The organism is Jeotgalicoccus huakuii (genome assembly GCF_036665975.1).
Classification (GTDB): Bacteria; Bacillota; Bacilli; order Staphylococcales; family Salinicoccaceae; genus Jeotgalicoccus; species Jeotgalicoccus marinus.
The window spans coordinates 1-11844 of sequence record NZ_JAVIYN010000012.1 but is presented as its reverse complement, the minus strand read 5'-3'; the positions used below and the strand labels follow the sequence as shown (position 1 = coordinate 11844).

Genomic DNA, 11844 nt, shown 5'->3' with positions numbered 1-11844 from the left:
TTATTTGATTAATTTACCTTCAAAAACAATCTCTTGATGTGAGACGACGACCTCGCCGCCTTCTTCTTTAAACACCGGAACTTCCATGCGTCTAGTGACTTGATAGCCTTCTTCCTTCATTCTCTCTAAGACTTCTGAAAGTGTATCATCAGGGCCAACCTTAAATTTTTTCTTTCGTTGCTTCTGTTGTGCCATTAGCCTCATCCTGTTCTTGTAGCTCATATATTTCTTCTAAAACTTCTTCTACATTTTCTGGTTCATAGTTCTTCATGCGACGACGGCTAAGTCCTTTAGTCCAGAAACCACCATGTATATTTTTCGGTTCATAAGAGATAATAAAGGCCTTATCATCTAACTCACGAATCGTTTCCATTAATTTTCTTTCATATTTTCTAGGTGACAGTATTTGCATGACTGTCCGCTGTCCATCACGTCCATATTGATGGCCGTGTGTAACTCCATAACCTAAATTCCTTAAGTCATTTGGTAAATCTATATCTTTTTTACCTGTCGTCACGTTAACAACCGTATAACCGAGAGCAAGTTGCTCTTCAATCTTAGTACCGACGAGTATACCGACACCAAATCCAAGTGCGTAAGCAACGATATTTTGTGGTCGATCTAGATTATCGAGTACAAGTCCTAGACCAATGACGTAAACAAAAGTTTCTAAAATACTAAAGGCAGCTGCAACAAAGCGATAGCCTTTTAAGGTCATAATAGTACGCATCGTTAAGAACGTGACGTAAATAATGTTGATGATAAAAATGACTAAAATCATCAACATCGGGTTTTCGTTAATCATTTGTAACATGGTTGTTAGCCCTCTTTCTTTATATATCTATTTAGGTAAATTGTAACGGTTATATGGTAAGTCTCTTTTATGAGCTGACCGTTTATAATGGTTAATGATTGTATCAAAAGCGTGCTGAGATACTGGTTTACCTTCTAGGAAATCATCGATTTCTCTATAGCTAACACCCAATGCTGCTTCATCACTTAAGAGCGGTTTGTTACTTTCTAAGTCTGCTGTCGGAATTTTTTCATAGAGGTGTGGTGGTGCCTTTAAAAATTCAAGTAGCTGACGCCCTTGACGTTTGTTTAAGCCCGTTAGTGGGGCGACATCACATGCACCATCACCAAACTTAGTATAAAAACCGGTGAGTGCTTCTGCTGCATGATCTGTCCCGAGCACAATACCGCCTGTATGTGCTGCGATTGCATATTGAACTTTCATTCTCTCTCGTGCCTTCTCATTACCGATAACAAAATCGCTTAAGGTAAAGCCACTATCATGTAAAGCGCCAACACAGGCATCCACACTATCTTTAATATTGACTGTGACACGTTCATCTGGTTCAATGAAGTCGACCGCATCTCTTGCATCACTTTCATCTGCTTGCACGCCATAAGGCAACCTGACTGCGTAGAATTTAACTTCCTTACCTTCTTCTCTTAAAGCAGCTACAGTCAACTGTGCAATCTTGCCTAAAAGCGTAGAATCCTGTCCCCCAGAAATACCTAAAACGAGGCTTTTTATAAAAGGTTGAGCAGTGACATAATCCTTTAAAAAGTTAATGATTTCTGAGAGTTCCTCTTGTGAATTAATTTCTGGTTTAACATGAAGACGCTCGATAATTTCCTTTTGGATATCCGACATCAAAATCACTCCAAGGTCTTATTTGACAATTCTTCAATTAAATCGTTTTTAACGTTCCAAAGCTTTTTAGATAAGTCGACAGGGTATTCTTGTGGGTTTAAGAAACGCTTCGTTTCTTCCCAGATTTGACTGAGACTTTCACTACATTTTTCTCTCATTTCATCAACAGACGGCGACTCATAGACAACTTCTCCATCGACGATGATGTCTTGGAGTAAATCGACTGCTTCATATGACTTAATGAGCTTACGCTTCATCGTATGAATGGGATGGAACATCAATAGTGGCTTAGAGTAATCAAATTCCTCATCGTACACTGTAATGTAATCTCCCTCAGACATGCCTGTATCCTTATTGATAATTCGATATAGTTTTTTCTTCCCTGGTGTGGTTACCTTCTCAATATTACCTGAGATTTTAATGCGGTTTAACCACTCCCCATTTTCACCTTCAATGGCTGCTAGCTTATACACTGCACCAAGTGCCGGGTGGTCAAAGGCAGTAATCAATTTTGTGCCGATACCCCAACCATCTACTTTTGCCCCTTGGGAAATTAAAGAGAGAATTGTCACTTCATCTAAATCATTAGACACGATAATCTGAGCGTCTTGGTAACCCGCTTCATCTAACATGATTCTTGCCTTTTTCGTTAAATAAGCAATGTCACCAGAATCTATTCTAATACCGACAAAGTTAATTTTATTACCAAATTCATTGGCCACCTTGATTGCTGTTGGAATTCCTGATTTTAATGTATCAAACGTATCGACTAAAAAGACGCAATCCTTATGGGTTTTAGCGTAAGCTGTAAAAGCATCGTAGTCATTACCATAGGCTTGAACCATCGCATGTGCGTGTGTTCCACTTGCCTTTAAGTCAAATAATTTAGCAGCTCTGACATTACTTGTTCCATCAAATCCACCAATAATCGATGCTCTCGCACCCCACATCGCCGCGTCAAACTCATGTGCACGACGCGTACCAAATTCCATGAGATTATCCCCAGGAACTAACTCACGAATACGACTTGCTTTTGTCGCAATGAGCGTTTGGAAATTGACAATATTTAAAAGTGCCGTCTCAATTAACTGTGCTTCTACCAAACTCGCCTCTACTTGTACAAGTGGCTCATTGTTAAAGACCGTTTCCCCCTCTACTACCGAACGTAAGGTCCCTGTAAAACGCACTGTTTTTAAATAATCAAGAAAGTCATCCTCATAACCGATTGATTTTAAATATTCAATGTCACTATCTGAGAAATGTAAATTTCTTAAATAATCAATGATGCGTGCTAAGCCAGCATAAACTGCATAGCCATTACCAAAAGGCATCTGTCTAAAATACAGATCAAAAATCGTTTTCTTTTCGTGAATACCTTGTTCAAAATAAGTTTTCGACATGTTGATTTGATATAGATCTGTGTGAAGCATAAAACTGTCATCTTGATATTTATACATTCGTTTCTCTCCCATGAGTAACAATTATAGATAATCTAATTTTATCACATAAAATAACCTGGTAAAGCACAGTTATATCGCTCTTTATATGAAGATATAGAAGACACCCTTAAGAAATGTTAAAATATTAAGTGAAGAAAACATTACACACATGAAAAAGGAGATTGACTGTAAATGGCAATTAAAATATTCGGTCACCAAAACCCAGATACTGATACGATAACTTCTGCACTTGTTGTACAAGATATTGAGAAACAACTTGGTTCAGATGTAAAGGCATATCGCCTTGGAGATATTAATAGTGAAACACAATACGCCCTAGATGAATTCGGAGTAGAAGTACCGGATTTACTAACAGAAGTGGCGAGTGGAGACGAAGTTATTTTAGTCGATCACAATGAGAAACAACAATCTGCAAAAGGTATCGAAAATGCAGTCGTTACAAAAGTATTCGATCACCACAGAATTGCAAACTTTGAAACAGAAGGTCCACTCTACTACCGTGCTGAACCTGTCGGTTGTACTGCGACAATCCTAAACAAAATTTACAAAGAGAAAAACTTGGAATTGTCTAAAGAAATGGCAGGACTTATGTTATCTGCAATCATTTCAGATACTTTACTTTTCAAATCACCAACAACAACTGAAGAAGATATCGATGCAGCTTCAGAATTAAAAGCTGTAGCAGGTGTTGATCTTGAAGCATACGGACTTGAAATGCTTAAAGCCGGTGCATCTACTAAAGACAAATCAGCAGTTCAGTTAATTACTGGAGATGCAAAAACGTTTGATATCGGTGAGAAAAGCGTACGTATCGCCCAAGTCAACGTTGTCGATGTAGACGAAGTATTCAACCGTCGTGAGGAAATTGAAGCAGCAATCAATGCAGAAATCGACAAAGAAAACTACGATCTATTTACGTTGATTGTTACTGATATTCTTAACTCAAACTCTAAGGTACTCGCATTAGGAAATGAGTTTGCATCAGTAGAACGTGCTTTTGATGTTGCACTTGATCAGAATACAGCAATTCTAGAAGGTGTTGTATCTCGTAAAAAACAAGTCGTTCCAAACATTACAAAAGCCTTATCAGAATAATTTTTGTTTGTTATGAAAAAGAGAGAGCATCCAGCTTAATTCAGTTGGGTGCTCTCTTTTGTTGTTTGAGTATTGGTTGTTGATGGTTGTGCGACTTTGTGGGAGTTACAATGGCCCGATATTTTCCTAGCGGTCCGTTGTCGACTTCACAGTGACCCGATATTCGCCTAGCGGTCCGTTGTCGACTTCACAGTGACCCGCCCATCAATCCATCTACTCCAGTACTCTCATCAACACGCTTGTTTTACCTTCTTCTAAGTGTTCTTTTGAACATTCATCTCGAACATCGTACTCTAATTCATCTATTGCTCTACCAAATGAGACTTCGTCTATCCAATTCGTTAAGTCCGCTTGATCATAGCAAGACGGATGGACAATTTCTTTGGTTGTGTTATCAATGATGACCCGCGTCGTACTTGCTGTTTTATCCACTAAAGGAAGTAGCAATACTGACAAGACAATGACAGTAATGATTCCCCAAACTAATTTTTTACGCATTTTTCGTCCTCACTCAGCTTATTATTACTATTAATTTACCATATATCCACCACTTGAACAATCGAACATATGTTCGTATAATGGGAACAAGCAGTTAAGAAAGAAGGTTGAAGTTATGGATTATCGTCAACTTCCCGTGGATCAACTAAATTCAAATATTCCCAATGGACGCGGCATGATTAAGTGGGCGCCTTTTGCTACTATGCCTGAGCAGTTTGAAAATGTACAGCAACTCATGGATGATCAGACTAAAATTGAACGCCCGGAACTGTCTGATGATCGTTTAAGCGAAATGGAATTTACTTTCCAAAAAGCACTCAATGAACAACGTGCAGTTCGTATTTTCTACTTCTATGATGGTTCCCGCTTCTCCGTAGATTTAGAAGTCATAAAAATAGACCAATGGAGCTTGATGCTCATTGGTCAAAAGTGTGGACAGGAAGATTTAATCTTCGTCCCTTTTATAGATATTTTAGATATTATCTTAATCGATAAATATTAGTTCTCTTGTTTTTCTAAGAACAAGACAGGTTCTTTCTGGTGTTCTGTTGCCTTAACTAAATGATAAGCAAGCACTGTCGTTGTAATTGCACCGATTCCACCCGGAACTGGTGTAATGAATGAAGCTTTATCTTTAACTGCTTCATAGTTCACGTCGCCGACCATCTTACCTTCATCATTAAAGTTAATACCCACATCGACAACAACCGCACCTTCTTTGACGTGTGGTTCATCAATCAAGTTAATTGCTCCTGCTGCAGAAACGATGACGTCCGCATTCTTACATTTTTCAACAAGATCGTCAGTGTATAAGTTACATGTAGTAACTGTCGCTTCTCTGTTCATCATTAACAGTGATAACGGCTTACCAACTACTGCACTCGCACCAACTACTGTGACATTTTTACCCTTTAAGTCGATGTCATAGTAATCAAGCATATTCATTACAGCGGCTGGTGTACATGGTTCCAAACGATCAGGGTCGTTCGTGAGTACCTTACCTAGATTTGATGCTTTCATTCCATCGATATCTTTAAATGAATTCATAACTTCTGCTACACGTTTCATTGGAATGTGTTTTGGTAAAGGTTGTAAGAGTAGGATACCGTGTATTGAATAATCTTCATTAATTTCTCTAAACTTTGTTAGAAATACTTTCGTCGATACATCTTCTGGAAAATGGAACTGAGAAGTCTGGATTCCCAATTTTTCAAAACGTTTAACCGCGGCATTTTCATAAGAAATCGAATCGGATAAATCTCCAATTCTAACAAACGCCACTTTAGGCTGAATACCATGTGATTCTGAAACCTCTAGTGCTTCACGAATCTCATCGGACAAGTGTGCGGCAACCTTTTTGCCGTCCATAACTACTGTCATATATTGCACTCCCCTATTAATATTTTACTAGTCAATGACCCAGACTCATTATAACATAATCAAAGGGTTAAATTAAAAAAAGCTATCATCAATTGATGATAGCTATAAGTAATTATTTAGTTTCACGGTGTAACGTGTACTTGTTCAATCTAGGGCAGAATTTCATCATTTCGATACGCTCTGGATTGTTTCTTTTGTTTTTCTTAGTGCTGTAGTTGCGGTCTCCGCACTCAGTGCAAGCTAATGTAACGATTACTCTCATTTCTGTCGCCTCCTTTGTTAAGTGAAATCGATAATTAATGATAATATACTCGAATCAACTGGCCAGTTGATCATCCATTTCACAGATGATTAGTATATGCTTTTTAAATCACCTTATTTATTTTACTAGGATTCTCCTAAAATTTCAAGACTTTCTTAGTTAAATATCACTTGCATAATATCAAGCAGTCCGCTATAATTTTAAATCGTAATCATTACGGAATTAGGAGTACTATAAACATGATCAAATTTCTTCCCTATCTTATAACCGTCCTGCTCTTCTTAACAGCATGTAGCAACTCAAGCGAAGAAGACAATGGTAAACTAAATATTTATACAACTGTCTTTCCCTTAACGAGCTTTGTAGAGGAAATCGGTGGTGATACTGTTGAGGTCGAATCCATTTACCCTGCTGGTGCGGACATGCATTCTTATGAACCGACTCAAAAAGATATGATGGAGTATGCTGATGGTGATATTTTCATGATGACCTCAAATGATTTAGACCCTATCGCCAAAAATATCACAGATACAATTAATGAAGACACGAACGTCATTGAAACCACAGCTCACATCAATGAGGACGATTTAATTTCAACGAGTCATGATGACCATGATCACGAGCATGATGACGACCACAATCATGATCACGGTAGCGGGGATCCCCACATTTGGTTAAATCCAAATCTCGCTATAATTATGGCAGAGTCTGTCAAAGATGCGCTCATTGATGCTCAACCGGAACATAGTGATATGTACGAAGAAAACTTTAATAATTTACAAGCAGACTTAGAAGATATCGATAAACAGCTCACAGAAATTACTGAAGATCCTGTCTATACAGATGTCTACATTTCTCACGAATCTCTCGGTTACTTAGCCGAACAATACGGTTTTCATCAGGTTGGTATTAATGGATTAAGCAACCAAGAGCCTTCACAAAAGGAACTGACTGAAATTATCGATCAGATACAAGCACAAAATATTCCTTATATATTATATGAACCGAATGTCACATCGACCGTCACCGATGTCATCAGAGATGAAACCAACACCGAGCCACTCTACTTCAATAATTTAGAAACACTGACTGATAACGATCCTGAAGATGCAACTTATCAATCGATGATGGCTAAAAACATCGAGACCTTAGATCAAGCTCTCAATGACAAATAAAATCTTGTCCGGAATATTCCGGACAAGATTTTATGCTCTTCCGCGATATAAGTCGTTTTTAATGCTTTCAGTAAACTCTCGGATTTCATCTACGTCCTTTTTAAGGAAAAATGCTAGAACCACGACAGCCACTGCCGTTAATGCAAATAAAATAACAAAAGTTTTAAATATAAAACCGAGTAAACCTTTAATTAAGTCCATTGAGTGACCCCTCCTGTGTATTAATTCTCTATTCTATTCCCTTTTTTCTCTTTTATAATCTTAATTGCAGGAATATCTGCCGGTGCCCAGTCCAAAGTATCGATATCAGCTGCAGGCAACCATTTCATCTGTACATGTTCAAGTAATTCCACTGTGCCACTCTTGATTTTAGAAAAGTAAGTCGTCAGCTCAACGATGCCAAAATCATATTCATGAGTGGTCGTTGTGATCTTATCTTCAATTGTAATATCTAGTGCCATTTCTTCAATTAATTCTCTTTTTAGGGCATCTTCAGGCGTTTCATCTGCCTCAATTTTACCACCTGGAAACTCCCATTTTAAAGCTAAGTTTTTACCTTCTGGTCTTTGAGCACATAGGATTTCACCTAAATCATTTTCTATTACTGCACCAACAACTTGAATTTTCTTTTTTGTCACTCTAAATTCCCTACTTTCTCTCCAACATTTCATTCATTTCGTCCTCAGTTAGCTCCGCAAGATTATTTCTGAAATTTCCCGCTGCCATCGCTTGACGTGCAATTTCTGGGATATGCTCGCGTTCAATATCTAAATCTTCAAATGTCATGCGAAGTCCTAATGTTTCTTTTAGGTCGTTGATTGCATCTGACATCTCACGTGTGTTTTTAAAACCGAGCTCCGCACTAATATTATCCATTCGATTATCTATTTCCGCATTATATAAGACCCACTGATCAAGCGTAAAGGCACAAGCTTCTGCATGAGGTATGTCAAATTCAGAAGTTAGATAATAGCTCGTCGCATGTGATCCACTCGTCATAGTCTGACTAAAACCAATACCCGCCATAGTACTCGCTAAGGCCATGTTTTTTCTGGCAGTCACATTATCCGGTTCATTAAATGCTGTTTCTAAATTTCCAAAGGCAAGTTTTAAAGCTCTTAAATGAATCGCATCAGAAATTGGATTGTGATTCTTCGAACCAATCGAATCTAATGCATGACAAATAACATCAATACCAGAAATCGCTGTGACTGATGGTGGACAAGTATATGTGAGTTCTGGGTCTACAAAAGCATGTTTTGGATATAAATCTGGGCTATTTAAGGATACTTTTAAGCCACGTTCCTTATCACTGATGACACTAAAAGGTGTAACTTCAGATGCAGAACCACTCGTCGTCGGTAATGCAATCACATCAAGTGCCCCGTTGACTCGCTTATCATCGATAATTGTCCGAGCATCTACATCACGAACAACAGCTGCAGCTGCCGCTTTTGCAGCATCCATCGTCGATCCACCGCCTACAGCAATGATAGCATCAGCCTTAAAACTAAGACATGCTTCAATGATACTATCCACATTGTCTACTGTAGGATTGGGTTCAATATTTGAAACAGTATCTTTAATTTTGCCCGATAATAATGATTTTAATAAGTCGCTAACCCCATTTTTCACTTGTGAGTTTGAAGCAACGAGAATAATAGATTCGTAACCGGCATCCTGCAACACTTCTTCAATCGTAGTAATCACACCAACGCCAAAGTGAATATCCGTTGTATTGTGAAAAGAAAACATATAATCCCCCTTAAGTCTTATTTCTTTTTGATATTGTATTCATAATGTTTAAAACGTATCGTTAAAGGTTGGAATAAAAATACATATAATAAAAACAGGATAAAACTAATGAGCAACGATGGCCACATCGGCCATTGCATAATTGGTATTAGTATAAATATAAACAAGGCAACAAGAAATATCGCAATGTAATCATAGATTATCGATAAGGTCGATGGTTCTATGTATTCTCTACACTTCGGGCACCTAATACGTGTCCGAGGTTTTAATGCATAACCTAATAGTTTTTCTTTGTAAGTCCACTCATGCTTACAGTGCGGACATTCTCCCATACAATCACCTTTTTATTAGTATTACTCACGATTATATCAAAAAAGAAGAGCACATTGGCTCTTCTTATTCATCATCTTCAAATTCATAGTAATCTTTTAGAATGTCTTTAATCTGATTTTCTTCTTTAGACTGAACAAGCTTAATATTTGTTGTCACATGTTCGCAACCTTCTTCTGCAAGGTAGAGGTTAATCTTTTTAGCGAGGTTGAATAGCTCATCCAAATTCCCCTCAACTGTCGTCTCACTTGGGCCAACAAAGTGAGTAAAACCACTGTTTTCTATTAACTCAATCGCCCCTTTAGTGTGCGAGTAGAGTTTTTTGTCACCAGGGTGATAAGGCAACACTTGAATGCTCATAATATAATTCATAATTCTCTCTCCTCAATTCATTTCTACCACTATTATGATACTATTATTGTTAGAAAACAAACATTTAAAGGTGGTTTCAAATGTTTAAAGTTAGCAAGGGTTTAAATATTATTCTCATTTTAATTGCGCTAGGCATGATTTATTATTTCTGTCAGGATTTCCTACCATCCTCACTTAACATACCATTAATATTAACTTTAATCTTATTAGGTATCGTCTCGATCATGTCGATTATTAGAAAAGAAGAGCCTGAAGACTAGTCGAGGTAAGGGACAACCTCGACTTTGTCACTATAACTTGTCATGTGCTCACTCACATCACTATAGACATCAGTCATATCCATTGCATCGAGTGGCTGGAGGTAAAAGTCTTCATATTCATTACTATCAACATAGGTTGGCATGAATCTAACATCGCCGACATCAATATTCTCCCCTTCTTGTTTCACAGTGACTTCTAAAATACCACCGAGCCGAGTATTTAATGTTTGTTGCGCACTTAAAAAGTTAGACATAGAGTATGCAATTACCGCTTCACTTCCGTCTTCTCTTTCATAATGCTCAATCGGCTGTAAGGTGTGCGGATGAGAACCGACAATAATATCTGCACCGGCCTCCGCCATAGTGTGATACTCAGGTATGTGCTCATCTCTTGGAAACTCATCATATTCAACACCCTGATGGTAGCTGACAATTAATACGTCCACTTGACTCCTTAACTGCTCAATATCTTCTACAATACTTGGCATATCAATTAAATTCACTAAGTACTCTTGTCCTTCTGGTACAGGAATACCATTGGTTCCGTATGTATAGGCTAAGAATCCAACATCAATCCCATTGACATTGAAAATACGATCACGGTCTTTATCTTCCTCACTTACGTTTGCACCGACGTAATCAATATCTCTCTCTTTTAAGTTTTCAGTCGTTGCAGCTATACCTTCCGCACTACGATCAAGTGTGTGGTTATTGGCTAAATTAACAATGTCTGCATTAAAGTAACTTAGTAAATCTGCGACTTCTTCTGGTGCATTAAAGGTAGGATAACCACTAAGACCTAATTCCTCTCCACCTATCGGTGTTTCTTGATTTAAGAAGACCAGATCTTGTTGTTGTAAATAAGGTGCAACTGTCTCTACGCGAGATACAAAGTCATAACCATCCTCTGTTTGAACGTCTTCATAAAGATAGTCATGTACTAAGATGTCACCTGTTGCCGCAAAGGTAAACGAAGAATCTAAGTACTGACTCAAATTTTGTAAGAAAGCATCCTGATCGATTGTTTCAAAGTTTTTAGTATCCCCTTGAAGTGGCTCTGTTTCACTATTAGAAAAGAAACTGAAAAACATTAGTACTGACAACAATATCTTCATTTCATTCTCCCCTTAATGTTTGTCCTTGCTCAGGCTCAATACCATGTTCAAACTTAATTTTTAATGACCGTGCAGTGTCTGGATTCGGCCCATCCATCACATGAAAGTGTAGATGAGGCGTATCACTCGCCCCGCTGTTACCACATGCTGCCAATACTTGACCACGATTTACGTAGGTCCCCTCACTGACTAAGATAGAACCTGCTTTTAAATGCGCAAGCATACTATATTCATTCACACCGTGTTGAATAATGATCGCATTACCTTCTGGAACATCCATATTCATCGACATCGGTGAATTATCTCTCACCCCATCATATACTTTAAAGATAGTACCTGATGCTGGTGCGACAATTGGACGTCCATAACTGTGATAGCTTTCTAAAATTGAGGCATTCCCTCTGACTGCCTGACCATTTTCTTTAACGATAAAATCATAAGCATAGCGCTGATTCTCATAGGAATAATGATAGTTTAAAAAG

The 11844-nt window shown here is 38.0% G+C and carries 18 protein-coding genes; 4 read left to right on the top strand and 14 right to left on the bottom strand.

The window, feature by feature from the left end; genetic code table 11:
* Genes V6E76_RS07360 through V6E76_RS07345 form a run of 4 tightly spaced genes read right to left on the bottom strand, consistent with a single transcriptional unit; the run spans nt 1 to nt 3117 of the window.
* Entirely contained in the window at nt 1-195 is a 195-nt protein-coding gene (locus tag V6E76_RS07360; RefSeq protein ID WP_247351730.1) for an NETI motif-containing protein, read from the bottom strand.
* Nucleotides 161-814: a DUF2179 domain-containing protein gene (locus tag V6E76_RS07355; protein ID WP_247351729.1), complete on the bottom strand. Its 654-nt coding sequence runs from the start codon at nt 812-814 to the stop codon at nt 161-163. The genes V6E76_RS07360 and V6E76_RS07355 overlap by 35 nt, the downstream gene beginning before the upstream one ends.
* Before the next feature lie 27 nt (nt 815-841).
* Nucleotides 842-1660, bottom strand: a complete 819-nt coding sequence (nadE, locus tag V6E76_RS07350; RefSeq protein ID WP_247351727.1) for an NAD(+) synthase — start codon at nt 1658-1660, stop codon at nt 842-844.
* A gap of 5 nt (nt 1661-1665) precedes the next feature.
* A complete protein-coding gene (locus V6E76_RS07345) occupies nt 1666-3117 on the bottom strand; it encodes a nicotinate phosphoribosyltransferase (RefSeq protein ID WP_247351725.1) in 1452 nt (483 codons plus the stop codon).
* Between the two features lie 174 nt (nt 3118-3291).
* Here V6E76_RS07345 and V6E76_RS07340 point away from each other — a divergent pair, with 174 nt between their 5' ends.
* Nucleotides 3292-4215, top strand: coding sequence for a manganese-dependent inorganic pyrophosphatase (locus tag V6E76_RS07340; protein WP_247351723.1), 924 nt, complete (start codon nt 3292-3294; stop codon nt 4213-4215).
* Nucleotides 4216-4428: 213 nt separating this feature from the next.
* Here V6E76_RS07340 and V6E76_RS07335 read toward each other — a convergent pair whose 3' ends face one another.
* A complete protein-coding gene (locus V6E76_RS07335) occupies nt 4429-4713 on the bottom strand; it encodes an alpha-amylase (RefSeq protein ID WP_247351721.1) in 285 nt (94 codons plus the stop codon).
* Between the two features lie 115 nt (nt 4714-4828).
* Here V6E76_RS07335 and V6E76_RS07330 point away from each other — a divergent pair, with 115 nt between their 5' ends.
* Nucleotides 4829-5215: a YolD-like family protein gene (locus tag V6E76_RS07330; protein WP_499797746.1), complete on the top strand. Its 387-nt coding sequence runs from the start codon at nt 4829-4831 to the stop codon at nt 5213-5215.
* On the opposite strand, the gene V6E76_RS07325 is transcribed toward V6E76_RS07330, so the two are convergent.
* Entirely contained in the window at nt 5212-6093 is an 882-nt protein-coding gene (locus V6E76_RS07325) for a bifunctional 5,10-methylenetetrahydrofolate dehydrogenase/5,10-methenyltetrahydrofolate cyclohydrolase (RefSeq protein ID WP_026867153.1), read from the bottom strand. The two genes, V6E76_RS07330 and V6E76_RS07325, sit on opposite strands and share 4 nt — an antisense overlap.
* 112 nt (nt 6094-6205) lie before the next feature.
* Nucleotides 6206-6355: a 50S ribosomal protein L33 gene (gene rpmG / locus V6E76_RS07320; protein WP_035811226.1), complete on the bottom strand. Its 150-nt coding sequence runs from the start codon at nt 6353-6355 to the stop codon at nt 6206-6208.
* A gap of 239 nt (nt 6356-6594) precedes the next feature.
* Between rpmG and V6E76_RS07315 the strand changes: the two genes are divergently transcribed.
* Nucleotides 6595-7530, top strand: a complete 936-nt coding sequence (locus V6E76_RS07315) for a metal ABC transporter solute-binding protein, Zn/Mn family (protein ID WP_247351718.1) — start codon at nt 6595-6597, stop codon at nt 7528-7530.
* 30 nt (nt 7531-7560) lie between these two features.
* On the opposite strand, the gene V6E76_RS07310 is transcribed toward V6E76_RS07315, so the two are convergent.
* From V6E76_RS07310 to V6E76_RS07290, 5 genes are all read right to left on the bottom strand, one after another.
* Entirely contained in the window at nt 7561-7731 is a 171-nt protein-coding gene (locus tag V6E76_RS07310; protein WP_166627065.1) for a hypothetical protein, read from the bottom strand.
* 20 nt (nt 7732-7751) lie between these two features.
* Nucleotides 7752-8168 (bottom strand): (deoxy)nucleoside triphosphate pyrophosphohydrolase, encoded by a 417-nt coding sequence (locus tag V6E76_RS07305; protein ID WP_247351716.1) that lies wholly within the window; start codon nt 8166-8168, stop codon nt 7752-7754.
* Nucleotides 8169-8178: 10 nt separating this feature from the next.
* Nucleotides 8179-9285, bottom strand: coding sequence for an iron-containing alcohol dehydrogenase (locus tag V6E76_RS07300; protein WP_247351714.1), 1107 nt, complete (start codon nt 9283-9285; stop codon nt 8179-8181).
* 17 nt (nt 9286-9302) lie between these two features.
* Entirely contained in the window at nt 9303-9617 is a 315-nt protein-coding gene (locus tag V6E76_RS07295) for a TIGR04104 family putative zinc finger protein (protein ID WP_084145796.1), read from the bottom strand.
* A gap of 64 nt (nt 9618-9681) precedes the next feature.
* Nucleotides 9682-9987, bottom strand: coding sequence for a thiamine-binding protein (locus V6E76_RS07290; protein WP_026867157.1), 306 nt, complete (start codon nt 9985-9987; stop codon nt 9682-9684).
* A gap of 80 nt (nt 9988-10067) precedes the next feature.
* Here V6E76_RS07290 and V6E76_RS07285 point away from each other — a divergent pair, with 80 nt between their 5' ends.
* Nucleotides 10068-10247 carry a hypothetical protein gene (locus V6E76_RS07285; RefSeq protein ID WP_026867158.1) on the top strand — a complete coding sequence of 60 codons (180 nt, stop codon included), beginning with the start codon at nt 10068-10070 and terminating at the stop codon, nt 10245-10247.
* Here V6E76_RS07285 and V6E76_RS07280 read toward each other — a convergent pair.
* A complete protein-coding gene (locus tag V6E76_RS07280) occupies nt 10244-11362 on the bottom strand; it encodes a CapA family protein (protein WP_247351712.1) in 1119 nt (372 codons plus the stop codon). The genes V6E76_RS07285 and V6E76_RS07280 overlap by 4 nt on opposite strands.
* Nucleotide 11363: 1 nt before the next feature.
* Nucleotides 11364-11844: M23 family metallopeptidase (locus V6E76_RS07275; RefSeq protein ID WP_499797743.1), on the bottom strand; the 481-nt coding region annotated here is incomplete at its 5' end.